Origin of the sequence: Pseudomonas fluorescens (assembly GCF_019212185.1) — a bacterium.
In the GTDB taxonomy this organism is placed as follows: domain Bacteria; phylum Pseudomonadota; class Gammaproteobacteria; order Pseudomonadales; family Pseudomonadaceae; genus Aquipseudomonas.
In genome coordinates this window covers 5480880-5507330 of the sequence record NZ_CP078138.1, presented here as the reverse complement: position 1 = coordinate 5507330, position 26451 = coordinate 5480880, and the positions used below count along the sequence as shown (strand labels likewise).

Sequence of the window (26451 nt, the reverse complement as noted above, 5' to 3'; positions counted from 1 at the left end):
TGAAACTCCCCGAGACATTAAATCAGCCCTCGCTGGATCAATACCTGATGGGCCGACAAGGGATCTTCAGCCAGGTACACATTGACCATTTCGTGGGTAATCGCCGACAACTCATTGCTGTGGATAGTCACAGTGGATCCGGCGATTAGCGTTGGGCATCTGGAAGCGTTCAGAAGTTTCACCAGGTTTTTAAGGTTGCTCGTCCTGCTCGAATACAGCAGGGCGACACGGGCTTGAAGGTGGTCCGTTGCCAGCGCAAGCTCTGCGGCCGGTAATGGGCCGTCAAACACTTCCACCGGACAATCGGCACTGCTGATGAGCCACGCAGCAAGCCATAGATGGGGTTCGAACGGCACTTCGGATTGATTGACCAGTAGTACCGGAGATCCGCGAACCTGGCGATTGTTGTGGTAGATCCGCGCGCCAAATTTGCTGCGCAACCAGCCATGGAAAAAGGTGCGCTCCATCTGTGCGCCAAACAGTCCTTGCCAGCGCTGTTCGAGTTCAGCCAGCAACGGCAGCAACAGTTGTTCGCACAGGGTGCGTGGCGGATAGAGGGCCATGGCCTGATTGAACAGATCGTCGACCTGACGCTCAGCCAGCTTGCCGATAGCCTGCACCAGGTTCTGGCGCAACTGTTGCCAGTCGTTTTCCACCGGCGGGACGAGTGCATGGTTGTTGTCGAGCAGTGCCTTGACCTGACTGACCGCTACGCCGCGGTTGAGCCAAGTCAGGACGTCCTGAATGCGTTGGACATGCTCGCTGGAAAACAGCCGGTGTCCCTTGGGTGTACGCAGCGGTACGACCAGGCCGTAGCGTCGCTCCCAGGCTCGCAACGTGACGGCGTTGACGCCGGTCAGTCGAGCCACCTCGCGTATTGGCAGCCAGCCTTCGTCCAGCGCCTTTTGGTAGTCGGCGCCGGGGTTGTCGGTTAGCGGTGGCGTTGCGGATGAGCTGTCCATTCAGATCGCATTTCTCAGGCTGAGATTTTCCGGATGAGGCTGCAGGTAAACCTGTTGTGCGATGTAGGGATCGGGGTGATGGCGCAGGTGGTGCTTGAGCAGAGTCAAGGGCACCACCAGCGGCACGATGCCCAGGCGGTATTGGCCAATGACGTGCTGGATTTCCTGTTTGTCTTCGCGGCTGATGCTTTGTTTGAAGTAGCCACTCAGGTGCTGCAGCACGTTGCTGTGGGTGCCGCGGGTCGCGCACTGCTTAAGTGCGGTCATCAATGCGCTGAAATAACGTGGGCCGAGTTCTCTGGCGTCGGTCGTGCCCATGTCGCCCAGTAGTTTGCCCAAGGCTTTGTATTGCACCGGGTTATGGGCCATGAGCTGGTATTTGTAGCGTGCATGGAAGTCGGTCAGGCTGCGGCGGCTCAAGCCGTTTCGCAGCAGCTCCTGCCAGGCGGAGTAGGCAAAGACCCGGGTCAGAAAGTTTTCACGCAGTACCGGGTCGTTGAGTCGTCCGTCTTCTTCCACCGGCAGGTCTGGGTGCCGATCGCAGAACGCCCTGGCATAAATGCCACGGGTGCCGCCGTCTTGCACGTGGCCCCTGGGATGGTAGAGCTTGACTCGCTCCAGCCCGCAGGAGGGGGACTTCTGCATGAAGATATAGCCGCAGATATCTGCCAACTCGTTCGCCATGCGGTGACCGTAGTCGGCCAGCGGTTGGGTGACATCCAGTTGGGCGTCCACGGTACCGATGGCGCGAGGTTGGTGTGCGTCGCCGACGAGGCGAATCGGCTCGCGAGGGATTCCCAGTCCGATTGCAACTTCAGGGCATACCGGGACGAAATCGAAATAGTCACGGAGGACTTCACTGCACAGCCGGGAGTTTTTATGCCCGGCGTTGTAGCGCACCTCGGCACCCAGCAGGCAGGCACTGATGGCTATCTTCGGTTTGTTGGGGCGTTCGCTGGACATCGATGGCTTCTCATTAAACCTGTACAGATTTATATTTCTGTACAACATGGCTTAATCATAGAACCAAGGGTCTACAAGTCAATTTTTTTGTATAGGTTTTCGCGAGGCTGCTGTCCGGGCGTCAGCAGCTGGCGAGGAAATACGACTTTATTGCAGGTGTTCGTGCAACCGGCGTGCGGCTTCCTGACCGCTTAGCCAGGCACCTTCTACGCGACCCGAAAGGCACCAGTCACCACAGGCATACAAGCCCAGGTCGGCGTCGGCGAGCACCCCCCATTCATGGCTGCTGGCGGGGCGGGCGTACAGCCAGCGATGGGCCAGGCTGAAAGTCGGGGCGGGCATCGCACTGTGCAGCAGTTCGGCGAAAGCACCGTGCAGTTGTTCAATCACCGCTTCCTTGGACAGGTCGATATGTTGCCGACTCCAGTTGCTGGTGGCGTGGAGGATCCAGGTGTCATGGCTGCTGTCGCGGCCAGGTTTGCTGCGATTGCACGCCAGCCAGTCGAGGGGGCTGTCCTGGACGAAGCAGCCTTGCATATCGGTGTCGAGCGGTGTGTCGAACGCCAGTGCAACCGCCCAGGTCGGGTCCATTTTAACCCCGGCCGCCACTCCGGCGAGTTTCGGTGCGGCCGCCAGCAGGGCCGTCGCCTGAGGTGCAGGCGTGGCGATGATCACATGGCTGAAGGGACCATGGGTAAAGCCTTCGGCGTCTTGCAGATGCCAATGTTCTTCACCGCGAAAGACTTCGGTGATTCGGCAGGCGAAATGCACTTCCTGGTCACCGATAAGGCCACGGGTAATAGCGCTCATGCGCGGAGTGCCAACCCAGCGAGTCTGCTCGTCAGGCGAAGGGCTCAGTTGGCCGCCTTGAAAATTGTACAGTTGCGGCGTCCACTCGGCAGCCCACCCCTGACTTTGCCAACGCTGGACTTCGGTAACAAAACGACGATCGCGTGCGGTGAAATATTGCGCGCCCATGTCCAGTGAACCGGCGTCGCTGCGTTTGCTCGACATCCGGCCGCCACTCCCACGGCTTTTGTCGAACAACTGCACGGTATACCCGGTCTTCTGCAAAGCCTGGGCGGCGGAGAGCCCGGCGATGCCGGTGCCGATGATTGCAATGGGTAGAGTCATAAGGGCCTCGTTTACCTTTCTCTACAGGCTACGCCGGGGATTAAACCTGTACAATTATATTTTTTGGTATAACTTCCAGCGTTCTGGTTCTGACCACTTGGCCTATGGTTAATCATAGAACCTGCTCGATCAGAAACGTCCCTGCTTACAAAAATAGACTAGTGATCGAGGTAAAACGCCACGCGAGGAACAAGTCATGCACATATTGCTGACCGGCGGTACTGGTTTGATCGGACGCGAGCTTTGCCGGCACTGGTCGAGCCAGGGCCACAGCTTGACGGTGTGGAGTCGCAAGCCGGAACAAGTGCCGAATTTGTGTGGCGCTCAGGTGCGCGGCATTGCCCGTCTGGAAGATTTGGGCGAGGTGCCGGTGGATGCAGTGATCAATCTGGCGGGAGCGCCGATCGCCGATCGACTCTGGACCCACCGGCGCAAGACGCTGCTATGGAGCAGTCGGATCAGCCTGACGGAAACCTTGCTGGCCTGGCTGGAGAGTCGAGGGCAAAAACCGCAGGTGCTGATTTCCGGTTCGGCCGTCGGTTGGTACGGCGACGGTGGCGAGCGTGAACTGACCGAGGATTCGCCTCCGGTCAGCGAAGACTTCGCCAGTCAGTTGTGCATCGCCTGGGAGGAAACCGCACAGCGTGCCGAAGCCTTGGGCATGCGCGTGGTATTGATACGAACCGGTTTGGTGCTGTCGGCGCAGGGCGGCTTTTTGTCGCGCCTGTTACTGCCCTTCAAAGCCGGGCTGGGCGGGCCTATCGGCAATGGTCGGCAGTGGATGCCGTGGATTCATATCGATGATCAAATCGGCCTGATTGATTTTCTTCTGCATCAGAATTCGACCAGCGGTCCCTATAATGCCTGCGCGCCAAAACCGGTACGCAATCGCGAGTTTGCCAAGACCCTGGCCGCTGTTCTGCACCGGCCGGCGTTTATGCCCATGCCAGCTTTCGCACTGAAGTTTGGCCTTGGCGAGTTGTCCCTGTTGCTGCTGGGTGGCCAGCGCGCGACGCCGGCGCGGTTGCTGGCGGCGGGGTACATTTTTCGTTTCACTGATTTGCGCGCGGCTCTGGATGACCTGTCCAGCCGCCTTTGAAATAGGACGTTGCATGACCGATCACGCGTTGCTCCTGGTCAATCTGGGTTCGCCCGCTTCCACTCAGGTGGCGGACGTGCGCAGCTACCTCAATCAATTCCTTATGGACCCTTACGTGATTGACCTGCCGTGGCCGGTGCGGCGGTTGCTGGTGTCGCTGATCCTGATCAAGCGTCCCGAGCAATCGGCCCATGCCTATGCTTCGATCTGGTGGGACGAGGGCTCGCCACTGGTGGTACTCAGCAAGCGCCTGCAGCAGGCAATGACGACGCAGTGGACTCATGGCCCGGTGGAGTTGGCCATGCGCTACGGCGAGCCGTCGATCGAAACGGTGCTCACCCGCTTGGCTGCGCAGGGCATTCGCAAGATCACTCTGGCGCCGCTGTATCCACAGTTCGCCGACAGCACCGTGACCACGGTGATAGAGGAGGCGAAGCGGGTGGTGCGCGAGAAAAAGCTCGCCGTGCAATTCTCGATTCTCCAGCCGTTCTACGATCAGGCCGAATACATCGAGGCGCTCGCGGCCAGCGCCCAGCCTTACCTGGAACAGGACTACGATCACCTGTTGCTGAGCTTCCATGGCCTGCCAGAGCGGCACCTGAAAAAGCTTAATCCAGGTCATTGCTTCGAGGCGGATGGCAATTGTTGCGCCCGGGCGCCTGCCGAAGTGGTTGCCACCTGTTATCGCGCGCAATGCCTGCGCACCGCGGCCGCTTTTGCCAAACGTCTGGGCTTGCCGGACGGCAAATGGTCGGTGGCATTCCAATCGCGACTGGGCCGGGCAAAGTGGATCGAGCCTTACACCGAGGCGCGTCTTGATGAGCTGGGCAAAAGCGGCGCGAAGAAGATCCTCGTGATGTGCCCGGCGTTCGTCGCCGATTGCATCGAGACTCTGGAGGAAATTGGTGATCGTGGCCTGGAACAGTTCCGCGAGGCCGGAGGCGAGGAGTTGGTGCTGGTGCCCTGTCTCAACGACAACCCGCAGTGGGCGAAGGCGTTGAACAGCTTGTGCGAGCGGGCGCCATTGGCACTATCAAACTGAACAGCGGAGTTCTTGTGGGCGCGGCGGTGCGACGATTCGACTTGTCCGCGAAAAGGCTGAGCCCGCTGCTCCAGGGTTGCTGAAAACCCTGGGGCAGCGGATTATCCAACGGCTTAAAGAAACGGCTCATCCGGCTGCTTGTTCTTCCAGCCATCGTTGCCGGGCAGGATCAGGTTCAGTGCAATTGCCACAATGGCGCACAGCGCGATGCCCTTCAGGCCGAAGTCGTCCGGACCGGTACCGGTTCCAATCAGCACACCGCCAATCCCGAACACCAGGGTCACCGAGACGATCACCAGGTTACGTGCTTCGCCGAGGTCGATCTTGTGGCGGATCATGGTGTTCATGCCCACCGCAGCAATCGAACCGAACAGCAGGCAAAGAATGCCGCCCATCACCGGCACCGGAATGCTCTGCAGCAGCGCGCCGAACTTACCGATAAATGCCAGGCTGATGGCGAAGATTGCCGCCCAGGTCATGATTTTCGGGTTGTAGTTTTTGGTCAACATCACCGCGCCAGTCACTTCGGCGTAGGTGGTGTTGGGCGGGCCGCCAAGCATGCCGGCGGCAGTGGTGGCGATGCCGTCACCGAACAGCGTGCGATGCAGGCCGGGTTTTTTCAGGTAGTCGCGACCAGTCACGCTGCCGACCGCGATAACCCCGCCGATGTGCTCAATGGCCGGTGCCAGCGCCACTGGAACAATGAACAGGATCGCCTGCCAGTTGAATTCGGGCGCGGTGAAGTGCGGCAGGGCGAACCAGGGCGCCGCAGCGATTTTCGCGGTGTCGACCACGCCGAAGAAAAACGCCATGGCAAAGCCCACCAGCACGCCGGAGATGATCGGCACCAGACGGAAGATGCCTTTGCCGAACACCGCCACGATCAAGGTGGTCAGCAGTGCTGGCATCGAGATCATCATTGCCGTCTGGTAATGAATCAGCTCGCTACCGTCACCGGCCTTGCCCATGGCCATGTTGGCGGCAATCGGCGCCATCGCCAGGCCGATCGAGATGATCACCGGGCCAATCACCACCGGTGGCAGCAGGCGGTCAATAAAGCCGGTGCCTTTGATCTTCACGGCCAGGCCGAGGAAGGTGTAGACGAAGCCGGCGGCCATCACGCCACCCATGGTCGCCGCGAGGCCGAACTGGCCCTTGGCGAGAATGATCGGGGTGATGAAGGCAAAGCTCGAGGCCAGAAACACGGGTACCTGGCGGCCGGTCACGAGCTGGAACAGCAGAGTCCCCAGACCCGCCGTGAACAGCGCGACGTTGGGGTCGAGGCCGGTAATCAGTGGCATCAACACCAGCGCGCCAAATGCCACGAACAGCATCTGCGCGCCAGACAAGACCTGGCGCCAGAGCGGGTCGTTGAACTCATCCTGCATGGTTACGCGTCCTTCTGCTTGGTGCCGAAGATCTTGTCGCCAGCATCGCCCAGGCCAGGAATGATGTAGCCGTGCTCGTTGAGTTTTTCGTCGATCGAGGCGGTATAGATGGTCACATCCGGGTGAGCTTTCTCGACCACGGCGATGCCTTCGGGAGCGGCGACCAGGACCATGGCGCAGATCTCCTTGCAACCGGCCTTTTTCAGCAGGTCAATGGTCGCAACCATTGAACCGCCGGTGGCCAGCATCGGGTCGATGATCATGGCCAACCGCTCGTCGATTTCCGGTACCAGTTTCTCCAGATAGGTGTGCGCTTCGAGGGTTTCCTCGTTGCGAGCCACGCCCACGGCGCTGACCTTCGCGCCCGGGATCAGGCTGAGCACGCCTTCGAGCATGCCGATGCCGGCGCGCAGGATCGGCACTACGGTAATTTTCTTGCCGGCGATTTTTTCGACCGATACGGTGCCGCACCAGCCATCAATGTCGTAGGTTTCAAGGGGCAGGTCTTTGGTGGCCTCGTAGGTCAGCAGGGCACCGACTTCCTGAGCAAGCTCGCGGAAATTCTTCGTGCTAATGTCTGCACGGCGCATAAGGCCAAGTTTGTGTCGGATCAGCGGATGGCGGATCTCACGGATGGGCATAGGGAAAGGCTCCGGCGGCGGGCAAAAAAACCGGCCTAGATTAATCTATCCGAGGTTGTTGTCCTATAGACAATCAGTACGTTAGTCCAGAAACGCTTGATTCGACGCAGCGGGATGCGTACCTTTGCTCGCTTTTCCGAATCCGCCACCCCCTTGGAGAGCACCATGTCCGCTGATCTCGAGCATATCCGTCAAATCATGCGAGAGGCTGACTGCCTGTACACCGAAGCTGAAGTCGAGGCCGCCATTGCCCGCGTCGGTGCACACATCAACGAGCAACTGGCCGAGAGCAATCCGGTGGTGTTCTGCGTGATGAACGGCGGACTGATTTTTGCCGGCAAACTGCTGACTCATTTGCAGTTCCCGCTGGAAGCGTCCTACTTGCACGCGACCCGCTATCGCAACGAAACCAGCGGCGGCGACCTGTTCTGGAAAGCCAAGCCGGAAGTCTCTTTCATCGACCGTGACGTGCTGATCATCGATGACATCCTCGACGAAGGCCACACCTTGGGCGCGATCATCGACTTCTGCAAGCACGCCGGTGCCCGTCAGGTGCATACCGCCGTGCTGATCGACAAAGACCACCAGCGCAAGGCGCGTCCGGACCTCAAGGCCGACTTCGTTGGCTTGCCCTGCGTGGACCGCTACATCTTCGGTTATGGCATGGATTACAAAGGCTACTGGCGCAACGCCAACGGGATTTTTGCCGTTAAAGGAATGTAAGCATGACGACGCCCAGCTTTCTTGATCAAGCCCTGTTCGCGCAACTGGCCGAGAAGGCTGCGGCCAGTCCCCGCGGTCGCCAGCATCACAACTTCCATCAGATGGAAGAGCCTTGCCACCGCATGGCCGTGGGTTTGCAGCCGTCGACCTACATCCCTCCGCACCGCCATCTCAGTGACGACAAGGCCGAAACCCTGCTGGTGCTCAAGGGTCGCCTCGGCGTGCTGATTTTCGACGAGGCCGGCCAGGTAGTGGCCAAACGTGTCCTGGAGATGGGCGCCGATACCTTGGGCGTCGACCTGCCGGCCCGGGTCTATCACGGCCTGGTGGTGCTGGAGGCGGACAGCGTGATGTTCGAGTGCAAGTCCGGGCCCTATCGGCCGGTGGGCGAGGGTGAACATGCGCACTGGGCTCCGCGCGAAGGCGAGTCGGGTGTTGCCGAGTATCACGCCTGGATGCGCGCGCAGTTCGATTGACGCCAAGCGGCACACTGTTACAGTGCTGGGCCCCGTTCCGGAGCCCGTCATGAGCCCTTTGATTCGCAGTTGCGCCGTCCTGTTGCTGAGCTTCAGCCTGCCCCTGGCCGCCGCGCCAGCGGTAATGCACGGGCAATTTTTACCGCCGGACGACCTGAGCCTGCGCGATACCCCACCCGAGCAGCAACAATTGCTGCAGATCACCGATTATTCGGTGGTGGTAGGCAGCCAGCGCCAATCCAATCAGCAACCGATTCCAGTGACCTCGCCGGTGCTGATTCGCCTCAAGGGTAAGTCCCTGAACAAGGGCGCGAGCATCAGCCAGGTGCTGGTGAACTTCGACGGCGAAAGCAAAAGCCTGAAAAAGCCGGCCTACGACGCCGCGACCCGGACCCTCAGCCTGTATTACCCGATGGCCCAGTACCGGGTGTTAATGGACTTGCTGCGCAACGACACGCTGTACTGCCAATTCCTCAGCTATGCCAACGGCCACATCTGGGCCGACCTGCACACGGGCACTGTACGTGCCCGCTGAAGCCTGTCGTTGAGGCTTGGGCCGGCGCAGGGGTAAACTGCCCGCCCCGTGAAATATCTGCGAGCTGGAGTCGGCAATGCGTAAAGACAAAAAACAAGTGATTGGTGACGAGATCGGCGATGGGCAGATCAAATTGTTCCTTGATTTCGAACCGGTCGATGCGACTTCACCGTCCCTGCACAAACTGATCAAGGCCTATCGTGGCCTGCGTATCGACGACTTCGAGCGCTTCCTGACGTTCTTCGTCGAAGCCGGCTACGACGTAAATGGCCTGGACGAGCATGGCAATGATTTCGTTGCCCTGATCAAGGATCAGCGCAACGCGCCGGACTACATCGAGCTGATCGAAAAAGCCCGCGGTTAAGTTTTTCCGAACCATAAAAAAACGCCCCGTTTTCTACAAAAAAACGGGGCGTTTTTTATCGGCGAGGATCAAGCGAAGCTTGGGGTCTCGCTGCTGGCTTCAACCAGTTCCAGGGCGACGTTGTTCTGCGCATTGATCTTGCGATACAGCGCCGCGTCGGTTTCCAGGACCTTTTCCCGCGCCGGGAAGATCTCCGCCAGCTTGGCTGCCCACTCACCTTTGGCCTTGCTCGGGAAGCACTTCTCGATCAGCTCAAGCATGATCGAAACGGTCACCGAAGCGCCTGGCGAGGCGCCGAGCAGGGCGGCCAGGGAACCGTCCTTGGCGGCGACCAGTTCGGTACCGAATTGCAGGATGCCGCCTTTTTTCGGGTCTTTCTTGATGATCTGCACCCGTTGGCCGGCCACTTCCAGGCGCCAGTCTTCGGCTTTCGCCTCGGGGTAGAAGCGACGCAGGGATTCCAGGCGTTGCTCCATCGATTGCATCACTTCGCTGACCAGGTACTTGGTCAGGTCCATGTTGTTCTTCGCCACGGCCAGCATCGGCCCGATGTTGCCGGCGCGAACCGACATCGGCAGGTCCATGAAGGAGCCGTGCTTGAGGAACTTGGTGGTGAAGCCGGCGTAAGGTCCGAACAGCAGGGACTTCTTGCCGTCGACTACGCGGGTGTCGAGGTGCGGCACCGACATCGGCGGCGAGCCTACCGCGGCCTGGCTGTAGACCTTGGCCTGGTGATGCTTGACCACTTCCGGGTTGTCGCAGCGCAGCCATTGGCCGCTGATCGGGAAGCCGCCAAAGCCTTTGCTCTCTTCGATACCCGAAGCTTGCAGCAGCGGCAGGGCCGCGCCACCGGCGCCGAGGAAGACGAACTTGGCGTCGACTTCGCGGCTATTGCCGCTGTTGACGTCCTTGATGCTGACGGTCCAGCCATTGGCGTTGCGCTTGAGACCGGTCACGCGCTTGCAGTACTTGACCTGGGCATCGGGTGCGCTGGTCAGGTGCTTGAGCAGTTGATTGGTCAGGTTGCCGAAGTTGACGTCAGTGCCATTGATTACGCGGGTGGCGGCGAGGGTTTCGCCGGCGTCGCGACCAGGCATCATCAATGGCATCCACTCTGCCATCTTGGACTTGTCTTCGGTGTATTCCATATCAGCGAAGGCGTGGTGCTGCTTCAGGACGTTGAAGCGCTCCTTGAGGAACGACACGCCTGCGTCACCCTGCACGAAGCTCAGATGCGGAACCGGGCTGATGAAAGTCTTCGACGAGCCGAACGTGCCTTTGCGGGTCAGGTACGACCAGAACTGCTTCGACACCTCGAACTGGGTGTTGATGTGCACGGCTTTCTTGATGTCGACGCTGCCGTCCGCGGCCTGCGGCGTGTAGTTCAGCTCGCACAGGCCCGCGTGACCGGTACCGGCGTTGTTCCACGGGTTGGAACTCTCCGCGGCTCCGGAATCCATCAGCTCGACGACTTCCAGCTTGATCGCGGGGTCGAGCTCTTTGAGCAGTACGGCCAGGGTGGCACTCATGATGCCGGCCCCAACCAGTACTACGTCGACTGCTTCGTTATGCGCCATTTAACGCGTCTCCAAAATCTGCAGCACCAAATTGTCGGCATGGCTGCCAGGAGTTACGGGGCATGCTCTATAGCGCCCCAGGTCACCCATGGCCAGAATCGCCATGTCCGAATCTTCGCAATTTTTTGCAACTTCGACAGACGTCAGCTTCCGGCCCCAGGGTTCCTATGAACTCACTTCAAGGCGCGGGAGACAATTCGACTTATGGTCGATACGTCCGTTTGTGCAACCAAATCCGTAGCGGACAGGCTTCAGGCTCCGGAATTCGAGGCGTGCTCGGTCCTGTTTCGTTGGGCTGTTGTAGACGCTAATGGTGCATATTCAGACGCAAAACTATTCATTTGCTCGCCACACTCTTGTGAAGTTGTGAAAACCCGTTTTTTCACGCTCTTTTGAAGACGTGAACCTCAAAAAAGGGCTATCTGCGCCGCAGCTCAGTGGCCGAGCGTCATGACAGCTCTGGCAGATTCGCGAAAAGTGGTGATTTGCAGGAAAAACAGCAAGCTCGCCAGCTTCACTCGATCTGTGTGGGCGGCTCTCTGTGGGCGGTGCGGGGGTGTCGATACGCAGGTATCAACGGTGCTGCGAGGCCCGATCAGGAGACGTCCTTATAATCGGGGGGAGATTGTAGCGAAGAAATGCAGGGAAATGGTCGTGTTTAATGAGTTTTATTAGGCCTTCGGTCAACTCACCAGTGCCGGGTGCAACCGCGCACGTGCAACGCGCGGGCTCAGGCGGGCGCTTGCTGGCAGTGGCTGGTGCAACCAGTTGAGGCGAATTTCTTCGATTTCCACCCAACCCTCGCCCATTGGCGGTACATGGCAGTGCTTGAACGACACGCAGCAATCATTGCTGTCGAGCCGAGCGAAGTAGCGATATTTGCGACGTGGAGCGAACAGTGACAAGAGAAAGTGCATGGCGATGCCCTCGAACGGGTGACGGTGCAGAAGTTATCAGTGTGGCATGACACTCTCTTTACCAATGTCGGACAAATCTGACATTGCACAAGTCTTCAGCGGCTGTTCAGGGTTGCTGGTTTGCAGTGCGCGCGCACCGCTATACTGGCGCTCTGTTTGTGCCTGATTCTGGAGAGAAGCGCATGTTGCAACGCCTGTTGTTCGGTTTGATCACTGTGACCAGCTTGACCCTGGTTGGCTGCGCCCATAGTCCGCAGCAACTGGCTCCCGAGCCGAAGCTGACGACCCAATTGGCGCCTGTCGGCCACGGTCAGCCTGTAGTAGTACGGGTAGTGGACGGGCGTCCGTCGCCGACCCTGGGTACCCGTGGTGGCATGTACCCGGAAACCAGCGCTATCACCGTGCAGGGCGCGCAGATCCTGCCGAAGTTGCAGGCCCAGGCCGAAGCGGCCGTTCGCCTGCTGGGCTTCACCCCGACTTCCAGCGCAATGAATGCACCGCAGTTGACCGTGACCCTGGCGGAACTGAAGTATCAGTCGCCCAAAGAAGGCCTGTATGTGACTGAAGCGACCATCGGCGCGACCTTCCGCTCCGATGTGCAGAACGCCAACCGCCGCTACAGCGGTCGCTACGGTGCCTCGCTGGATCAACGTTTCGGCATGGCCCCGAACCAGGAAACCAACACCAAGTTGGTCAGCGATGTGTTGAGCGATGCACTGACGCGCCTGTTCAAGGACCCGACCATCGGTCAGATCCTCGCCGAATAATCGCGGTCAGTCATGAAAAAGCCCGGTGGCCAGAAATGGCACCGGGCTTTTTCATGCACAGGTGATTTGGATGCGCTTAAGGCGTTCACGCCGCTTGGGAGTAAAAGTCCAGAACGCTGACGCCGGTCAGCAGGTCGGTTTCCGGCAGGTCGGCGTGCTGGTGGCCGCCAAGGGCGCAATAGACCAGCCAATGGCGATCCTGAACGTTGAAGGCCAGGCTGCCGACAAGGATTTGCTGTTCGTCGGACGGCGTGATGAGGTAGAGGCGATCCTGGTTTTCAGCGTGCAGCATGACAGGCTCCATGTCAGCGGTTTCGAGGGGCGACAGACTGACCTAATTAGATGACGAAGCTGTGACGCAGGACATTAGTCCGGCGAATGTTTCGTTTTTTGTCGGAAAGCCCGGGCAGGACGTGCGGGTTTGGGTAGAATTCGCGCCGCGCTTGTCCTGTTTCATTTGAGGTTCCCGATGTCACTGCATCTCTGGTCACTGTTTTCCGCTCATCCCGCCAAGCTGATCAACCTGCTCGCCCTGCTGTTTGCCTGCCCTGGCAGCTGGTTGCTGCATGTGACGCGCCGCCGGGAGCAGCAGGCGCGCGCCACGCTCGCCGCTCAGGCCGGACGCGAAGAAGGTGATACGCGACTGCACCTGTCGAGCATCGCCACCCTGCGCATGAACCGTTTTTTCTATGCCTTTGGCTTTTCCTGTCTCGGCGTTGCATTGATGGTGTCGTGGCTCAGCACCCGGCTATGATCCAGGCGAAAAAAAACGGCGCTTATTCAGCGCCGTTTTTTTATCGCGAACCTTGCCTCACAGCGGCAACCCCGCCTTGACCCGATACTGATTGCGCACGGGTGTGGCGTACTGCAGCACCAGGAACGGACGGTGTTCCGCGGGGCAGGCGTCCAGGCGGCCCTGCCATTCTTGCTGGGCCTTGACCAGCTCTTCGGCCGGGAACAACTCGGCCGCGCGTGGCACCTGCAGTTGCGGATCGGCGTCTGTCCACTGGGCATACGCCAGGTAATGGACCGGGAACAGCCGATAGCCGCCGAGGATCTGCCGATCCATTTCGGTTGCCAGTTGCTTGGTGTCCTCAAAGCGCTCGCTGATCGGCGCAGCAAAGTTCACGTGGACCCGGCCCTTGTAGCCGGTAATGCCCTTGGCGATGCTCACGTCGTCCTCACCGGGCGCCTTGGTGTAGCTGCCGGTCGTGGCGCGGATGAACAGTTCGCGTGCCTTGTCCTGGTCGCACGGGTCGTACTCGTAGCTGATCGAGACCGGCGTCAGGTTTAGCGACTGGATGACGTCGGCGAACGGCTCGTCCTTGCGGCTCATGTGGAACATCTTGAGGATCGCCGATTCGGTACGGTCGTCACCGTCCTTGGCACGGCCTTCGGCCTGGGCAATCCAGATCGACTGGCAATCGTTGCGGATCGAGTGATTGATGTAGGCCGAGAGCAACTGATAGGCCGCCATCTTCTCGCGTCGCCCGGTGATCGAGCGGTGCACGATAAAGCTCTTGTTCAGGCGCATCAGGTCGCTGACGAAAGGCTTTTGCAGCAAGTTATCGCCAATCGCGATGCGCGGCGTCGGCAGGCCGGCGTGGTACACCGCATAGTTGACGAACGCTGGATCCATGACGATGTCGCGGTGGTTGGCCAGGAACAGGTAGGCACTGCCGGATTTGAACTGCTCGACGCCGGTGTAAGTCACGCCATCGGTCGCGCGCTCGATGGTGTGGTCGACATAGTGCTCGACCTTGTCCTGCAGTGTGGCTACCGACGTGACACCGGCAAACTCACGGCGCAGCCGATGAGCTATAAGAGGTTTGAGCATCCAGCCCAGGGCCCCGGCAAAACGCGGGAAGCGAAAGTGCGTGAGGATATCTAGAAATGCCTTGTCGCTCAGCAGCCGTGCCAGCACGGCTGGGACTTCGCTGTCGTCGTAAGGTCGGATGGCATCGAATTCGCCCATCATGCTCTCTTGTTGGAAACGGCTAGGGTAAGTAATGGATTGGATCAAATCCACACAGGGTACGGTCTGAAAAATCAGCTCAAACAAAAATAGCCCTGCAAATAGACCGGCGATTATACGCACAAGTCACTTGGGAGACCGCGATGCTGGAAACCGAGCGCTACGAATGTCCTTATTGTGGTGAAGACGTCGACGCCACGCTGGATTTGTCCGCAGGTGATCAGACCTATATTGAGGACTGTCCGGTCTGTTGCCGGCCGATTACCTTCGTTCTGCAGACTGATGGTGTGGAGTGGATGCTCGAAGTTCACAGCGAAAACGAGTGAGGGGGCGCCATGCAGCGCATTTACGAGCCGGAAAACCTGATGGAAGGTGAGTTGCTTCAGGGGATGCTCGCCAGCGAAGGCGTTGAGGCGCATCTGGTGGGGCGTGATTTGCTCGGCGCGACAGGTGAGCTGCCGATATACGGGCTATTGGGCCTGGCGGTGGAAAATGACCAGGCGCAGTACGCCCGCGAGCTGATCGCCGCCTACAATGCCGCCTTGCCGCTGCCCGGCGACGAACCGGATAGCTTCCCGGGTGTGCTGGTCTGTTAGGCTGACGCTCGTTTGATCAAGAGTCGTGTTAACCCATGTGTGGACGTTTTGCCCTGTTTCGCTGGAATCCCGCGTTTGCGGCCTTGCCCGGATTTCCGGCTGATCAGCGGGCGCAGTGGAATATTTCGCCCAATGATTCGGTACTCATCCTGCGCGCCGAGGCCGGCCAGCGCACCTTGGCTCGTGCGCGTTGGGGGCTGACCCCGCCGTGGCTGACGGATATGTCGAAGACGCCGGCTCACGCCCGAGCGGAAACCGTCGCCGAGCAACCGATGTTCCGCGAGGCGTTTCGCCAGCGTCGTTGCCTGTTGCCAGCCAACGGCTTCTACGAGTGGCGTGGAACCACGCGCAAGCGACCTTATTGGCTGACGCCGGGCGAAGGTTCGTCGCTGTTTTTTGCGGCGATCTGGGAAGCCTATCCGGTGCAGGAGCAGGTGTGGCTGAGTGTGGCAGTGATCACCCAGCCGGCGGCCAGTCAGCGTCGACCGTTGATTCTCGATGCGGCAGGCCAGGAGGCCTGGCTTAATCCCGACACCCCGCTGCACACCCTTCAGGCACTGCTCGCCAGTGAGCCTGCCGTCCTGCGTGAGCGGGTGCTGGCCAATCTGGTTAATGATCCCAAACTCAATGCCCCTGAGTGCCTGACCCCGGGTTGAGCGCGAACAGCGGTTTTCTCCGGCGAAATGCCGCGTTATGCGTCTGTTACATCTGGCGCGCGGATTCGCCACCGCCTAGGATACCGCCATGTTTTCAGGGAGTAATTCAATGAACAAGATTTGGCTTGTGGGTGCACTGGGCGCCAGCCTGTTGCTGAGTGGTTGCCAGTCGGTCAATACCACCAAGAGCGGTGCGGTGGGCGTGGAGCGCTCGCAGTGGATGTTCAGCATGCTTTCGACCGATGAGGTCAACCAGATGTACGCCCAGTCGTACCAGAAGACCGTCGGCGAGGCGGGCAGCAAAGGTGTGCTGGACAAGACCAGCAGCGATGCCAAACGCGTCCAGGCGATTGCCACGCGGTTGATTGCCCAGGCACCGGTGTTCCGCCCGGATGCGGCGCAATGGAATTGGGAAGTCAATTTGATCAAGAGTGACGAGCTCAATGCCAACTGCGGGCCTGGCGGCAAGATCATTTTTTACACCGGACTGATCGACAAGCTGAAACTCACCGACGACGAAATCGCCGCGATCATGGGCCATGAAATCGCCCACGCCCTGCGCGAGCACGGGCGAGAAGCGATGTCCAAGGCCTATGGCATCGAAATGGCCAAGCAGGGTGCAGGCGCCTTGCTCGGCCTTGGTCAGGACACCCTGGCGCTGGCCGATACCGTGGCCAACTACGGCATGACCCTGCCCAATAGCCGTGCCAACGAGAACGAAGCCGACCTGATCGGCCTCGAACTGTCGGCCCGCGCCGGGTATGACCCGAACGCAGCGATCACCTTGTGGAACAAGATGAGCAAGGTTTCCGAAGGTGCTCCACCGGAGTTCATGAGCACCCACCCGGCCTCCAGCAGCCGTATCGCGTCGCTGCAGGCGGCCATTCCGAAGGTTATGCCGCTCTACAACAGCGCTAAAAAGTAAGCCGCAAGCTACAAGCTGCAAGTGGGTGACACTTGCAGCTTGCCGCTAGCAGTTGCTTTCAAATCCACCCACTGGTTTGCATTGCCTTGTAAACCGCAATCAACGCCAGGACCAGGAACGCCGACGCTGCCAGGCGACGGATCAGGGTCAGCGGCAGTTTGTCGGCGGCGAAGTTGCCCGCCAATACCACCGGCACGTTGGCAATCAGCATGCCGAGGGTGGTGCCGATGATCACCAGCCACAGTTCCGGGTACTGCGCTGCGAGCATGACCGTGGCGACCTGGGTCTTGTCCCCCATCTCGGCGAGGAAGAAGGCGATCAGCGTCGTCAGGAACGGTCCGTACTTGCGCGCGCTGCTGCTCTCGTCGTCATCCATCTTGTCCGGCACCAGGGTCCACAGCGCCGTGGCGGCGAAGCTGGCGGCGAGAATCCAGTGCAGCACCGAATCGGAGAAGAACGTACTGAACCAGGCGCCGACCGCACCGGCCGCAGCGTGGTTGGCCAGGGTCGCGGCAACGATACCGGCGATGATTGGCCAGGGTTTGCGGAAGCGAGCGGCGAGAATGAGCGCGAGGAGTTGCGTCTTGTCGCCGATTTCGGCCAAGGCAACGATTGCGGTAGGAACGAGTAATGAGTCCAACATCAGGTTTTTTCCCAAGGGGCGGGTCGACACGGCTATGACACGTACAGCCTTCCCGCCCCGGGTAAGGTGTGCGTGTCATAGGTCTTGTCAAACCCTGCGGTCCGTCTATGCGGACTCTTGGGTCGCATGCGCCATGGTCTTCTGACCAAGTATGTTGACGCATGCCGGACGAGCGTGGCGCTCGTGGGAGACTACTCCCCTAGGACGGAGCGGATTCTGCCTAGACAAAATCCTTTCGGCAAGCGTTCTTTTCCATTCCGGGTGTCAACCACGCTTGGCCCGGTAGATACGAAAACCCTGGCCCTCGGCCTTGATCGAGCAGGGCCCCAGGTGCTCTTCGATCAGTGGCTGATACTTCAGGAAGCTGTTGGCAACCAAGCGCAGTTCGCCGCCGTTTTTCAGATGTTTTGCCGCTTTTCGCAGCAAGTTCTCAGTGGCGAAGTAGTCGGTATGCACCCCGACGTGGAACGGTGGATTGCTCAGGATCGCGTTCAATCCCATGGGCGCGGCGTCGATGCCATCGCCCGTCAGGACCTCGGCTTCCAGGCCGTTGGCGGCCAATGTCAGGCGGCTGCTGGCAGCGGCAAATGCGTCGACATCAAGCAGGGTCACCGTATTGTGGGGGTAGCGGCGTTTGACTGCTGCACCCAGCACGCCGGCGCCGCAGCCGAAGTCCAGCAAGTGACCACTGGGCAATTTATCCAGGTGTTCAAGCAGCAGGGCGCTGCCGCGATCCAGGCGACCGTGGCTGAATACCCCGGGCAGACTGATGACTTTCAGCGGACCCTCAGCCAACGGCAACTCGTATTCCTGGGCCAGGCTTTCCAGGGTTTTGGCCGCCGGCGCGTTGGCCACGGTGACTTGCCACAATTGGCAGTGCCGGGCGCTGTCGAGTTTGCGCGGTTTGCCAAAGGGATTGAGTTGCTTGGCGGCGCCTTCGATGCCGCTGCGCTTTTCTCCCACCAGGAACAGTTCTCGACCGGCCAGGCGCGAGGCGAGGGCGTTGAGGATGTAATCAGTCAGGTCCTTGGACTTGGGCAGGAACAACACCGCAGCGTCGAACCCGCGCGCTGGTGCCTCGACCCCGAAGTGGCTGCGTTCGGCGAAGCGTGTATCCAGCGCCGCCTGATCACCGGCATGCCAGCACCAGCCGTGGGCCTCGGGCAATTTGCCAAACAGGTCGTCGGCGGGCAAACCGGCCAGCAGCACGTTGCCTTGAAACAATTCGGCCTGGCGAAGCAGTACTTCACTGCGCGGATCCATACTCTGCTCCTTGAAAAAAAGTGCGGCAGTTTATCAATTGACGACCCGCAGTGCTGTACCGCTGAAAAATCCAAGGGCGTTTTCCGTCAACTGGCCGACGATTCGCTGCCGTGCTTCGCGGCTGCCCCAGGCGTTGTGCGGAGTGACGATCAAGCGCGGGATGTCATTCGCCAGCAACGGATTGCCGGCAGTCGGTGGTTCGACGCTCAGCACATCGGTCGCCGCGCCACCGAGCTGACCGCTGCGCAAGGCGTCGGCCAGGGCCTGTTCATCGATCAAGCCGCCGCGTGCGGTGTTGACCACCAGCGCGCCGGGCTTGAGCAAGGCCAGCTCCCGTGCGCCGATAAAGTGCCGGGTATGTTCGTTGAGCGGACAGTGCAGGGTCAGGGCGTCGACTTGCGGCAGCAGTTCGTCCAGCGGCATGCGTTCAGTGCGTGCCGGGCGGCCGGGGACCTGCCCCGAAATAACCCGCATGCCAAAGGCTTCGGCCAGCCGCGCCACGGCTCCGCCCAACTCGCCATGACCCAGCAGACCGAGGGTTTTGCCTTGCAATTCGATGATCGGGTAGTCGAGCAGGCAGAACTGCTGGGCCTGTTGCCAGCGTCCTTCGCCAACGGCTTTCTGATAGTCGCTCAGTCGTGTGGCCAGGTTGAGCAGCAGCATCAGAGTGTGTTGCGCCACGGACGGCGTGCCGTACCCCTGGCAGTTGCTCACGGTAATGCCCAGGGCGCGGGCAGCGGCGAGGTCGACGTTGTTGGTGCCGGTGGCGGCGATCAGGATCAGCTTCAGGTCCGGGCAAGCCTTGAGTGTTTCGGCATTGAGCAGCACCTTGTTGCTGATCGCCACTTCGGCGCCCTGCAGTCGTTCGATGATGTTCTGCGCGGTGGTCACGGAGCGCAGTTGCAGTTCGCTGAAGCACTGCTGCAAAGCGCTGAGGTCGAGGTCACCGAGGTCCAGCGAGTTATGGTCGAGGAATACCGCGCGGCGATTGTTTGTCATTAACTGTACCTTTTGCGCATGGGTCTGAAGGCGTAATCTGCCGAGCCTAACAGATGAAATAAATAGTTACGCTTGGCCTGAAGGAGCCTACATGTACTGGACAGAATTCTTGACCGTCGCCCTGATCCACCTGCTGGCCGTCGCCAGTCCTGGTCCGGACTTTGCCGTAGTGGTGCGCGAAGCGGTGACCCACGGTCGCCGCGCCGGCACCTGGACCGCCCTGGGGGTAGGTTGCGCGATCTTCCTGCATGTCGGTTATTCGCTGCTGGGGATCGGTCTGATCGTTTCGCAATCGATCGTGCTGTTCAACGCCCTCAAGTGGCTGGCGGCGGCCTACTTGCTGTACATCGGCTTCAAGGCGCTGCGTGCGCAACCGGCAAAACCGGCGACCGATGACCTGCACAAGGAAGCTGGCGAGCGCACTGCCCGTGGCGCCTTTACCTCGGGCTTCGTGACCAACGGCCTGAACCCCAAGGCGACACTGTTTTTCCTCTCGCTGTTTACCGTGGTGATCAATCCGCATACGCCATTGGCGATCCAGGCCGGCTATGGCGTCTACCTGGCCGCAGCCACGGCGTTCTGGTTCTGCCTGGTGGCGATGCTGTTCAGCCAGCAGCGGGTGCGCGCCGGCTTTGCGCGCATGGGCCACTGGTTCGACCGCACTATGGGCGTGGTGCTGGTGGCGATCGGGGTGAAACTGGCCTTTACCGAGATGCATTGAGACTGCCGAGCTGATTCAGCGCGTTGAGGTACTCCCGAGGATTGTCGCCGAGCAATCGCCGGAACATCGCGCTGAACGCCCGGCCACTGCCATATCCCAGCTCATGCGCCACCTGCTGCACGCTTTCCCCGGCGAGTAGGCGGGGCAGGGCTTCCATCAGGCGCAGTTGTTGGCGCCAGGCGTTGAAATTCATCTGCAATTGCTGCTGAAACAGTCGGGCCAGGGTGCGTGAGCTGGCGCCGACCTGTTGCGCCCAGTCTTCCAGAGTATGGGCATGGTTTGGCGCTTCCAGTAACGCCAGGCAGATGCTGCGCAAGCGCCGGTCTTCGGGCATCGGGATGTGCAGCGGCAGGTTTTCCAGGTTGGCAATTTCTTCCAGCATCAACTGTTGAATCAACGGGTTTTCCGCCTGAGCGCGGCCCTGTACTGCGCGCACAATCAGTTCGCGCAGCAGCGGCGTGACCGCCAGTACGCAGCATTGCCCGAGGTTGGCCGGGCACAGTTCGGGAGCGATGAACAGCGAGCGCATGTGCACCTCGCCTGACATGAAAATCTCGTGCTCGACCCAGGGCGGAATCCACACCGCGCGGGTCGGCGGAATCACCCAGGCGCCTTGCCGGGTGACCACGCGCATGGTGCCGCACACCGCATACAGAAACTGCGCCTCACGATGCTGGTGCAGGACCTGGTGCGCGCCATCCTGATAGTTGCGTGGGTAGGCGCTGACCGGTCCGTGGAGGAAGTGGCTGACTAACATGTCTGAATCGATGAGTTATATGGCAAGAATGCGATTTATTGCCAACTTAGCATAACGGCACAACCACAACGAATAGCGTGTCGTCATGAATCAATCGCGAAATGTCATCCGCTACATCAATGCTGCTCATGTGATCGATCACATGTTCATGCTGATTTTCCCCGCTGCCGTGCTCGGCATGACTCAGGTGTTTGCCCTGGACTACGCGGCGATGATTGGCCTGTCCCTGGGCGGCTTTATCGCCTTTGGCGCTTGCTCGCTACCGGCGGGCTGGCTCGGCGACCGCTGGAGCCGACGGCAGATGATGCTGCTGTTTTTCTTCGGCATCGGTGCCTCGGCAATCTTCACCGGCTTGAGCAGTACGCCGGCGATGCTGGTGCTGGGCTTGACACTGACCGGGGTATTTGCGGCGATTTACCACCCGGTCGGCACCGCGATGCTGGTGGCGTACGCGCAAAACCGTGGCCGCGAGATCGGCATCAATGGCATGTGGGGTAACCTCGGCGTGGCATTCTCGGCGCTGGTGACCGGTTTGTTGGTGGCGCAGTTCGGCTGGCGTTCGGCGTTCATCCTGCCAGGTGTCGTTTCCATCGTGCTGGGCATCGGTTTTGCCTTGCAGGTCCGCGAGGAACCGATCCCGGTGCGCGCACATGCTCCACTCAAGGGCGCTTCGGGCCAGCGGATTTCCATGCTCATGGTGTTCAGTGTGCTGGCGCTGGCCACGGCCACCGGTGGCGTGGTGTTCAATGCCACGACCATGACCTATCCCAAATTGTTCGAGGAGCGCCTGCACGCGCTGTTCGCCTCGCCGCAAACCCTCGGTGTGGTGGTGAGCCTGGCGTATGCCTTCGGCGCCGTGGCGCAGTTGAGTATCGGTCGGGTGCTGCATCGCTTCAGCCTGAAATGGCCATTTATCCTGCTGACCCTGTGCCAGGCGCCATTGCTGTTGGGCCTCGCTTACGTCGACGGCTGGGGAGTGATCGCACTGGGGGCCACGTTCATGTTCGTGGTATTCGGGCAGGTGACGGTAAACGATGCGATGGTTGCCAATTTCGTTTCGCCACAGTGGCAATCGCGGGTCTTCGCCTTGCGCTATTGCCTGTCGTTCGGTGCCAGTGCTACGGCGATTCCTCTGATTGCGTATGTCGAACCGCGACAGGGTTTTGTCGGCCTTTACCTGATCCTTGCCGGGTTTGCGGCACTGACCTTCGTCGCTGCGCTGGTATTCCCACGCACTCCGTCTGAAGCGGCTGTAGGACAAGTAGCCTGATAGCTGTAGTTTTTCCGGCAAATGCTGGCTCGGAGCCAGTATTTGCCTGGCTCTGCAAATCATTCCTTTGGCTGATTTGGTGCCCGCCAAGGCTGACTAAAGTGCAGTCTTTATGCCACGACCGTGCAGTCAGATTAAAGGGATCATTATGTTGCAGACTCGCGTTATTCCACCCGCTGAAGGTGCGTATCAATACCCGCTGTTGATCAAGCGCCTGCTCATGTCCGGCAGCCGCTACGAGAAAACCCGCGAGATTGTCTACCGTGACCAGTTGCGCTACAGCTATCCAACGCTGATCGAGCGAGTCGCGCGGCTGGCCAACGTGCTGACGGCGGCAGGGGTCAAGGCCGGGGATACCGTGGCGGTGATGGACTGGGACAGCCATCGCTACCTGGAATGCATGTTCGCGATCCCGATGATTGGCGCGGTGATCCACACCATCAACGTACGTCTGTCGCCCGAGCAGATTCTCTACACCATGAACCACGCTGAAGACCGCTTTGTGCTGGTCAACAGTGAGTTCGTCGGCTTGTACCAGGCGATTGCCGGGCACCTGACCACCGTCGAGAAAACCCTGCTGCTGACTGACCTGCCGGAAAAAACCGCTGACCTGCCGAACCTGGTGGGCGAGTACGAGCAACTGCTGGCGGCCGCGAGTCCGCACTATCAGTTCGAAGACTTCGACGAAAACTCGGTGGCGACCACGTTCTACACCACCGGCACCACCGGCAATCCCAAGGGTGTGTACTTCACTCACCGGCAACTGGTGCTGCACACCATGGGCGTGTCGACGATCATGGGCAGCATCGACAGTGTGCGTCTGCTCGGCACCAACGACGTCTACATGCCGATCACTCCGATGTTTCACGTCCATGCCTGGGGCTTACCGTACGTGGCGACCATGCTCGGGCTCAAGCAGGTCTACCCGGGGCGCTACGATCCGGAATTCCTGGTGGAGTTGTGGCGCAAGGAAAAGGTCAGCTTCTCCCACTGCGTGCCGACCATCCTGCAAATGCTGCTCAACGCCAAAGGTGCGCAGGGCACCGATTTCGCCGGCTGGAAAATCGTCATTGGCGGCAGCGCGCTGAACCGTGCGCTGTACGAAGCGGCGAAGGCCAAGGGCATCCAGTTGACCGCCGCCTATGGCATGTCGGAAACCGGGCCGCTGGTGTCCTGCGCTCACCTCAACGATGAGCTGATGGCCGGCACCGAGGATGAACGCACAACGTACCGGATCAAGGCCGGGGTTCCGGGGCCATTGGTGGAAGCGGCGATCGTTGACGCCGAAGGTAACTTCCTGCCCGCCGATGGCGAATCTCAGGGTGAACTGGTACTCCGCGCGCCGTGGCTTACCGAAGGTTATTTCAACGAACCGCAGAAGGGCGCCGAGCTGTGGGCCGGCGGCTGGCTGCATACCGGCGATGTGGCGACGCTCGACAGCATGGGCGTGATCGACATCCGTGACCGGATCAAGGATGTGATCAAGACCGGTGGCGAATGGGTCTCCTCGCTGGACCTCGAAGACCTGATCAGTCGTCACCTTGCGGTACGTGAAGTAGCAGTGGTGGGCATCCCCGATCCGCAATGGGGAGAACGCCCGTTTGCCTTGCTGGTGATCCGCGAAGGCCATGAGATTGGGGCCAAGGAACTCAAGGAACACCTCAAGCCATTTGTCGAACTGGGCCACCTGAGCAAATGGGCGATCCCGAGTCAGATCGCGCTTGTTACTGAAATTCCCAAGACCAGTGTCGGCAAGCTCGACAAGAAGCGCATTCGCCTCGACATCAGCGAATGGCAGGCCAACAACAGCACCTTCCTTTCGACGCTTTAACTCTCCCTTGCCGTGTCCAAAAGGGCACGGCACGCCCACCAAGCAAGCGCTTGGCTTGTCAAATCGGAATTTTCAGCCATCCTTGCCGAGCCGGCATCTGCCGGACTGGCGAAAGGACCGTTCCAGAGTGGTCGAGGACTGCAAATCACACTTTAGAGGGATCAAGCAGTACAACCTGCTGGATATAGTCCGTTCAAGGATTTTTAGGAACGTGGCGCACGCACGAACAGGGGCGATGCAACTTTGGATGACTTCGCGAGCGCATGGCTCTCCGTCTTCCAGAGCGTTTTTAAAAGTGCTCACTGCCATAACAATAAAAGCACATGGAGTAGCGTCGATGACATCAGTAAACCAGTTCTGGCGCCGGGCGAAATTGCCCCTGGCGGTCAGTCTCGCCTCTACGCTCGCCGGGCCTGCATTCGGCGTCAGTTTCAACGTTGGTGAAATCGAAGGTCAGTTCGACTCATCCCTCTCGTTGGGCATGAGTGTGTCGACCCAGTCACCGAACAAGAACCTCATCGGCGTCAACAACGGTGGGCACGGTCTGTCCCAGACCTCTGACGACGGCCACCTGAACTTCAAGAGCGGACAAGCGTTCTCGAAGATCTTCAAAGGCATCCATGACCTCGAACTGAAATACGGTGACACCGGCGTATTCGTCCGGGGCAAATACTGGTACGACTTCGCGCTGCAAAACGAAGACCTGGAGTTCAAGAACGTCAGCAACGACAACCGCAAGGAAGGCGCCAAGTCCTCCGGTGGGCAAATTCTCGACGCCTTTATTTACCACAACTACGCGATTGCCGATCAGCCAGGCTCCGTGCGCCTGGGTAAACAAGTCGTCAGCTGGGGTGAAAGTACCTTCATCGGCGGTGGCATCAACTCGATCAACCCGATCGACGTGTCAGCGTTTCGTCGTCCAGGCGCCGAGATCAAGGAAGGCCTGATCCCGGTCAACATGTTCTACGTGTCCCAGAGCCTGACCGAAAACCTGTCGGCCGAAGCCTTCTACCAACTTGAGTGGGACCAGACGGTCGTCGACAACTGCGGCACCTTTTTCTCCCAGCCAGACATTATTGCCGACGGTTGCGACAACAACCTGCGCGTATTGAACAAGCGCTCGACCTTGCCGGCTGCAGCCCTGGGCCCGGCAGCTGCACTGGGTGTCGACGTCAACGAGGAAGGCGTGCTCGTACGTCGCGGTCCGGACCGCGATGCACGGGACAGTGGCCAGTGGGGCGCCTCCTTCAAGTACATGTTCGACCCGCTGGACACCGAGTTCGGTGCTTACTTCATGAACTACCACAGCCGGGCACCCATCTTCAGCGCCACCGGTGCCTCGCAATCGATCTACAACACCGCAGGTGCCTTGCCGGGGCCATTCGCGGCACTCGCGCCGCTGTTGGTGGCGGGTAACTCGCAATACTTCGTCGAATACCCGGAAGACATCCGCCTGTATGGCCTGAGCTTCTCCACCACCCTGCCTACCGGCACGGCGTGGCAGGGTGAGATCAGCTACCGTCCGAACGCGCCGGTGCAACTGAACTCCACCGACATCCTGTTCGCCGGCGTGCGGCCTCTGGGCGGTGCCCTGGCCAACGCTTCCTTGCTGTCGGCGGCGCCGGGTACCGACTTGCACGGCTATCGCCGCAAGGAAGTGACCCAGTTCCAGACCACCCTGACGCACTTCTTCGATCAGGTCATGGGCGCCAGCCGCCTGACCCTGGTGGGTGAAGTCGGCGTGACCCACGTAGGCGGGCTGGAAAGTACATCGGACGTGCGTTATGGCCGCGATCCGGTCTACGGTCCGGGCGAGTTGCCTGGCGGTAGCTGCGAATTCCTCAACGGCCGAACCATCGCCGGTGCAGGTCCGGGTGCTGCGACCAACAACGCCACACGCAATTGCGACGACGAAGGTTTCACCACCCCGACTTCCTGGGGCTACCGTGGCCGTGCGATCTGGGACTACAACGACGTGTTCGCCGGGGTCAACCTCAAGCCGAACGTGGCCTGGTCCCACGACGTCAGCGGCTACTCGCCGGGTCCTGGCGGCAACTTCGAGGAAGGCCGTAAAGCCATCAGCCTGGGCCTGGATGCCGAATACCAGAACACCTACACCGCCAGCCTGGCCTACACCAACTTCTTCGACGGCAAGTACACCACCGTGGATGACCGTGACTTCGTCGCGCTCAGCGTCGGCGTGAACTTCTAAGCACTGCTTCTTCAG

29 protein-coding genes and 1 riboswitch are annotated in these 26451 nt (G+C 60.0%); of the genes, 16 read left to right on the top strand and 13 right to left on the bottom strand.

Features of this window, described 5'->3' with window-relative positions; all coding sequences use genetic code 11:
- Positions 1 to 17 precede the first annotated feature (17 nt).
- The 3 genes from KW062_RS24715 to KW062_RS24705 all read right to left on the bottom strand — a co-directional run bounded on the left by KW062_RS24715 (position 18) and on the right by KW062_RS24705 (position 3059).
- The gene (locus KW062_RS24715; protein ID WP_105754805.1) at positions 18 to 962 is read right to left on the bottom strand and encodes a MerR family transcriptional regulator; all 945 of its coding nucleotides are present in this window, start codon (positions 960 to 962) and stop codon (positions 18 to 20) included.
- Positions 963 to 1925 (bottom strand): YbgA family protein, encoded by a 963-nt coding sequence (locus tag KW062_RS24710; protein WP_105754804.1) that lies wholly within the window; start codon positions 1923 to 1925, stop codon positions 963 to 965.
- Between the two features lie 147 nt (positions 1926 to 2072).
- Positions 2073 to 3059: an NAD(P)/FAD-dependent oxidoreductase gene (locus tag KW062_RS24705; protein WP_027619500.1), complete on the bottom strand. Its 987-nt coding sequence runs from the start codon at positions 3057 to 3059 to the stop codon at positions 2073 to 2075.
- Positions 3060 to 3255: 196 nt separating this feature from the next.
- Here KW062_RS24705 and KW062_RS24700 point away from each other — a divergent pair, with 196 nt between their 5' ends.
- Together KW062_RS24700 and hemH are read left to right on the top strand one after the other, a co-directional pair.
- Positions 3256 to 4158, top strand: a complete 903-nt coding sequence (locus KW062_RS24700) for a TIGR01777 family oxidoreductase (RefSeq protein WP_105754803.1) — start codon at positions 3256 to 3258, stop codon at positions 4156 to 4158.
- Positions 4159 to 4171: 13 nt separating this feature from the next.
- Positions 4172 to 5200 carry a ferrochelatase gene (gene hemH / locus KW062_RS24695; RefSeq protein WP_027619502.1) on the top strand — a complete coding sequence of 343 codons (1029 nt, stop codon included), beginning with the start codon at positions 4172 to 4174 and terminating at the stop codon, positions 5198 to 5200.
- 113 nt (positions 5201 to 5313) lie between these two features.
- Here the strand turns inward: hemH and KW062_RS24690 are convergent, their stop codons facing one another.
- Positions 5314 to 6588, bottom strand: a complete 1275-nt coding sequence (locus KW062_RS24690; RefSeq protein WP_027619503.1) for a uracil-xanthine permease family protein — start codon at positions 6586 to 6588, stop codon at positions 5314 to 5316.
- Positions 6589 to 6590: 2 nt separating this feature from the next.
- Positions 6591 to 7229: a uracil phosphoribosyltransferase gene (upp, locus tag KW062_RS24685; RefSeq protein ID WP_027619504.1), complete on the bottom strand. Its 639-nt coding sequence runs from the start codon at positions 7227 to 7229 to the stop codon at positions 6591 to 6593.
- A 165-nt stretch (positions 7230 to 7394) separates the two neighbouring features.
- Here upp and KW062_RS24680 point away from each other — a divergent pair, with 165 nt between their 5' ends.
- From KW062_RS24680 to KW062_RS24665, 4 genes are all read left to right on the top strand, one after another.
- The gene (locus KW062_RS24680; protein ID WP_027619505.1) at positions 7395 to 7952 is read left to right on the top strand and encodes a hypoxanthine-guanine phosphoribosyltransferase; all 558 of its coding nucleotides are present in this window, start codon (positions 7395 to 7397) and stop codon (positions 7950 to 7952) included.
- 2 nt (positions 7953 to 7954) lie between these two features.
- Complete coding sequence (locus KW062_RS24675) at positions 7955 to 8428, top strand: WbuC family cupin fold metalloprotein (RefSeq protein ID WP_027619506.1); 474 nt, start codon at positions 7955 to 7957, stop codon at positions 8426 to 8428.
- Positions 8429 to 8477: 49 nt separating this feature from the next.
- Complete coding sequence (locus tag KW062_RS24670) at positions 8478 to 8963, top strand: hypothetical protein (protein ID WP_027619507.1); 486 nt, start codon at positions 8478 to 8480, stop codon at positions 8961 to 8963.
- A 76-nt stretch (positions 8964 to 9039) separates the two neighbouring features.
- Positions 9040 to 9327 (top strand): PA4642 family protein, encoded by a 288-nt coding sequence (locus tag KW062_RS24665; protein ID WP_027619508.1) that lies wholly within the window; start codon positions 9040 to 9042, stop codon positions 9325 to 9327.
- Between the two features lie 68 nt (positions 9328 to 9395).
- Here KW062_RS24665 and mqo read toward each other — a convergent pair whose 3' ends face one another.
- A complete protein-coding gene (gene mqo / locus KW062_RS24660; RefSeq protein WP_027619509.1) occupies positions 9396 to 10904 on the bottom strand; it encodes a malate dehydrogenase (quinone) in 1509 nt (502 codons plus the stop codon).
- 683 nt (positions 10905 to 11587) lie between these two features.
- Positions 11588 to 11821, bottom strand: a complete 234-nt coding sequence (locus KW062_RS24655; protein WP_027619510.1) for a hypothetical protein — start codon at positions 11819 to 11821, stop codon at positions 11588 to 11590.
- A gap of 182 nt (positions 11822 to 12003) precedes the next feature.
- Between KW062_RS24655 and KW062_RS24650 the strand changes: the two genes are divergently transcribed.
- Positions 12004 to 12588, top strand: coding sequence for a YajG family lipoprotein (locus KW062_RS24650; protein ID WP_027619511.1), 585 nt, complete (start codon positions 12004 to 12006; stop codon positions 12586 to 12588).
- Between the two features lie 85 nt (positions 12589 to 12673).
- Here the strand turns inward: KW062_RS24650 and KW062_RS24645 are convergent, their stop codons facing one another.
- Entirely contained in the window at positions 12674 to 12880 is a 207-nt protein-coding gene (locus tag KW062_RS24645; protein ID WP_027619512.1) for a hypothetical protein, read from the bottom strand.
- Positions 12881 to 13057: 177 nt separating this feature from the next.
- Between KW062_RS24645 and KW062_RS24640 the strand changes: the two genes are divergently transcribed.
- A complete protein-coding gene (locus KW062_RS24640; RefSeq protein WP_027619513.1) occupies positions 13058 to 13342 on the top strand; it encodes a hypothetical protein in 285 nt (94 codons plus the stop codon).
- Positions 13343 to 13399: 57 nt separating this feature from the next.
- On the opposite strand, the gene KW062_RS24635 is transcribed toward KW062_RS24640, so the two are convergent.
- The gene (locus KW062_RS24635) at positions 13400 to 14566 is read right to left on the bottom strand and encodes a 1-acyl-sn-glycerol-3-phosphate acyltransferase (RefSeq protein ID WP_033866276.1); all 1167 of its coding nucleotides are present in this window, start codon (positions 14564 to 14566) and stop codon (positions 13400 to 13402) included.
- A gap of 140 nt (positions 14567 to 14706) precedes the next feature.
- Here KW062_RS24635 and KW062_RS24630 point away from each other — a divergent pair, with 140 nt between their 5' ends.
- The 4 genes from KW062_RS24630 (at position 14707) to KW062_RS24615 (ending at position 16740) form a co-directional block, all read left to right on the top strand.
- Positions 14707 to 14889, top strand: a complete 183-nt coding sequence (locus KW062_RS24630) for a CPXCG motif-containing cysteine-rich protein (protein ID WP_027619515.1) — start codon at positions 14707 to 14709, stop codon at positions 14887 to 14889.
- Positions 14890 to 14898: 9 nt separating this feature from the next.
- The gene (locus tag KW062_RS24625) at positions 14899 to 15159 is read left to right on the top strand and encodes a putative signal transducing protein (RefSeq protein WP_027619516.1); all 261 of its coding nucleotides are present in this window, start codon (positions 14899 to 14901) and stop codon (positions 15157 to 15159) included.
- Positions 15160 to 15194: 35 nt separating this feature from the next.
- Complete coding sequence (locus KW062_RS24620; RefSeq protein WP_027619517.1) at positions 15195 to 15815, top strand: SOS response-associated peptidase; 621 nt, start codon at positions 15195 to 15197, stop codon at positions 15813 to 15815.
- 109 nt (positions 15816 to 15924) lie between these two features.
- On the top strand, positions 15925 to 16740 hold the full coding sequence (locus KW062_RS24615; RefSeq protein ID WP_027619518.1) for a M48 family metallopeptidase: 816 nt from the start codon (positions 15925 to 15927) through the stop codon (positions 16738 to 16740).
- A gap of 58 nt (positions 16741 to 16798) precedes the next feature.
- Here KW062_RS24615 and KW062_RS24610 read toward each other — a convergent pair whose 3' ends face one another.
- From KW062_RS24610 to KW062_RS24600, 3 genes are all read right to left on the bottom strand, one after another.
- On the bottom strand, positions 16799 to 17380 hold the full coding sequence (locus KW062_RS24610; protein ID WP_177327266.1) for a TMEM165/GDT1 family protein: 582 nt from the start codon (positions 17378 to 17380) through the stop codon (positions 16799 to 16801).
- A gap of 92 nt (positions 17381 to 17472) precedes the next feature.
- Positions 17473 to 17596: riboswitch (yybP-ykoY riboswitch) on the bottom strand.
- Positions 17597 to 17647: 51 nt separating this feature from the next.
- On the bottom strand, positions 17648 to 18646 hold the full coding sequence (locus KW062_RS24605; RefSeq protein WP_027619520.1) for a class I SAM-dependent methyltransferase: 999 nt from the start codon (positions 18644 to 18646) through the stop codon (positions 17648 to 17650).
- A 33-nt stretch (positions 18647 to 18679) separates the two neighbouring features.
- Positions 18680 to 19645, bottom strand: a complete 966-nt coding sequence (locus KW062_RS24600) for a 2-hydroxyacid dehydrogenase (protein ID WP_105754802.1) — start codon at positions 19643 to 19645, stop codon at positions 18680 to 18682.
- Positions 19646 to 19736: 91 nt separating this feature from the next.
- On the opposite strand from KW062_RS24600, the gene KW062_RS24595 reads away from it, so the two are divergent.
- Complete coding sequence (locus tag KW062_RS24595; RefSeq protein ID WP_027619522.1) at positions 19737 to 20366, top strand: LysE family translocator; 630 nt, start codon at positions 19737 to 19739, stop codon at positions 20364 to 20366.
- Here the strand turns inward: KW062_RS24595 and KW062_RS24590 are convergent.
- Positions 20350 to 21123, bottom strand: a complete 774-nt coding sequence (locus tag KW062_RS24590; RefSeq protein ID WP_105754801.1) for an AraC family transcriptional regulator — start codon at positions 21121 to 21123, stop codon at positions 20350 to 20352. The genes KW062_RS24595 and KW062_RS24590 overlap by 17 nt on opposite strands.
- An 85-nt stretch (positions 21124 to 21208) precedes the next feature.
- Between KW062_RS24590 and KW062_RS24585 the strand changes: the two genes are divergently transcribed.
- The 3 genes from KW062_RS24585 to KW062_RS24575 all read left to right on the top strand — a co-directional run bounded on the left by KW062_RS24585 (position 21209) and on the right by KW062_RS24575 (position 26436).
- Complete coding sequence (locus tag KW062_RS24585; protein WP_105754800.1) at positions 21209 to 22393, top strand: MFS transporter; 1185 nt, start codon at positions 21209 to 21211, stop codon at positions 22391 to 22393.
- Positions 22394 to 22541: 148 nt separating this feature from the next.
- Positions 22542 to 24224 carry a fatty acid--CoA ligase gene (locus KW062_RS24580; RefSeq protein WP_027619525.1) on the top strand — a complete coding sequence of 561 codons (1683 nt, stop codon included), beginning with the start codon at positions 22542 to 22544 and terminating at the stop codon, positions 24222 to 24224.
- Positions 24225 to 24561: 337 nt separating this feature from the next.
- On the top strand, positions 24562 to 26436 hold the full coding sequence (locus tag KW062_RS24575; protein WP_027619526.1) for a DUF1302 domain-containing protein: 1875 nt from the start codon (positions 24562 to 24564) through the stop codon (positions 26434 to 26436).
- Positions 26437 to 26451: the final 15 nt, after the last annotated feature.

Excerpts from the sequence above, each read along its gene's own strand:
- KW062_RS24680 (WP_027619505.1), top strand. The coding sequence starts at position 7,395 with ATGTCCGCTGATCTCGAGCATATCCGTCAAATCATGCGAGAGGCTGAC.
- KW062_RS24640 (WP_027619513.1), top strand. The coding sequence starts at position 13,058 with ATGTCACTGCATCTCTGGTCACTGTTTTCCGCTCATCCCGCCAAGCTG.
- KW062_RS24675 (WP_027619506.1), top strand. The coding sequence starts at position 7,955 with ATGACGACGCCCAGCTTTCTTGATCAAGCCCTGTTCGCGCAACTGGCC.
- KW062_RS24625 (WP_027619516.1), top strand. The coding sequence starts at position 14,899 with ATGCAGCGCATTTACGAGCCGGAAAACCTGATGGAAGGTGAGTTGCTT.
- KW062_RS24710 (WP_105754804.1), bottom strand. The coding sequence starts at position 1,925 with ATGTCCAGCGAACGCCCCAACAAACCGAAGATAGCCATCAGTGCCTGC.
- KW062_RS24615 (WP_027619518.1), top strand. The coding sequence starts at position 15,925 with ATGAACAAGATTTGGCTTGTGGGTGCACTGGGCGCCAGCCTGTTGCTG.
- KW062_RS24600 (WP_105754802.1), bottom strand. The coding sequence starts at position 19,645 with ATGACAAACAATCGCCGCGCGGTATTCCTCGACCATAACTCGCTGGAC.
- KW062_RS24655 (WP_027619510.1), bottom strand. The coding sequence starts at position 11,821 with ATGCACTTTCTCTTGTCACTGTTCGCTCCACGTCGCAAATATCGCTAC.
- KW062_RS24715 (WP_105754805.1), bottom strand. The coding sequence starts at position 962 with ATGGACAGCTCATCCGCAACGCCACCGCTAACCGACAACCCCGGCGCC.
- KW062_RS24635 (WP_033866276.1), bottom strand. The coding sequence starts at position 14,566 with ATGATGGGCGAATTCGATGCCATCCGACCTTACGACGACAGCGAAGTC.
- KW062_RS24605 (WP_027619520.1), bottom strand. The coding sequence starts at position 18,646 with ATGGATCCGCGCAGTGAAGTACTGCTTCGCCAGGCCGAATTGTTTCAA.
- KW062_RS24650 (WP_027619511.1), top strand. The coding sequence starts at position 12,004 with ATGTTGCAACGCCTGTTGTTCGGTTTGATCACTGTGACCAGCTTGACC.
- KW062_RS24690 (WP_027619503.1), bottom strand. The coding sequence starts at position 6,588 with ATGCAGGATGAGTTCAACGACCCGCTCTGGCGCCAGGTCTTGTCTGGC.
- KW062_RS24700 (WP_105754803.1), top strand. The coding sequence starts at position 3,256 with ATGCACATATTGCTGACCGGCGGTACTGGTTTGATCGGACGCGAGCTT.
- KW062_RS24620 (WP_027619517.1), top strand. The coding sequence starts at position 15,195 with ATGTGTGGACGTTTTGCCCTGTTTCGCTGGAATCCCGCGTTTGCGGCC.
- KW062_RS24645 (WP_027619512.1), bottom strand. The coding sequence starts at position 12,880 with ATGCTGCACGCTGAAAACCAGGATCGCCTCTACCTCATCACGCCGTCC.
- KW062_RS24585 (WP_105754800.1), top strand. The coding sequence starts at position 21,209 with ATGAATCAATCGCGAAATGTCATCCGCTACATCAATGCTGCTCATGTG.
- KW062_RS24665 (WP_027619508.1), top strand. The coding sequence starts at position 9,040 with ATGCGTAAAGACAAAAAACAAGTGATTGGTGACGAGATCGGCGATGGG.
- hemH (WP_027619502.1), top strand. The coding sequence starts at position 4,172 with ATGACCGATCACGCGTTGCTCCTGGTCAATCTGGGTTCGCCCGCTTCC.
- KW062_RS24590 (WP_105754801.1), bottom strand. The coding sequence starts at position 21,123 with ATGTTAGTCAGCCACTTCCTCCACGGACCGGTCAGCGCCTACCCACGC.
- mqo (WP_027619509.1), bottom strand. The coding sequence starts at position 10,904 with ATGGCGCATAACGAAGCAGTCGACGTAGTACTGGTTGGGGCCGGCATC.
- KW062_RS24580 (WP_027619525.1), top strand. The coding sequence starts at position 22,542 with ATGTTGCAGACTCGCGTTATTCCACCCGCTGAAGGTGCGTATCAATAC.
- KW062_RS24630 (WP_027619515.1), top strand. The coding sequence starts at position 14,707 with ATGCTGGAAACCGAGCGCTACGAATGTCCTTATTGTGGTGAAGACGTC.
- KW062_RS24575 (WP_027619526.1), top strand. The coding sequence starts at position 24,562 with ATGACATCAGTAAACCAGTTCTGGCGCCGGGCGAAATTGCCCCTGGCG.
- KW062_RS24705 (WP_027619500.1), bottom strand. The coding sequence starts at position 3,059 with ATGACTCTACCCATTGCAATCATCGGCACCGGCATCGCCGGGCTCTCC.
- upp (WP_027619504.1), bottom strand. The coding sequence starts at position 7,229 with ATGCCCATCCGTGAGATCCGCCATCCGCTGATCCGACACAAACTTGGC.
- KW062_RS24670 (WP_027619507.1), top strand. The coding sequence starts at position 8,478 with ATGAGCCCTTTGATTCGCAGTTGCGCCGTCCTGTTGCTGAGCTTCAGC.
- KW062_RS24595 (WP_027619522.1), top strand. The coding sequence starts at position 19,737 with ATGTACTGGACAGAATTCTTGACCGTCGCCCTGATCCACCTGCTGGCC.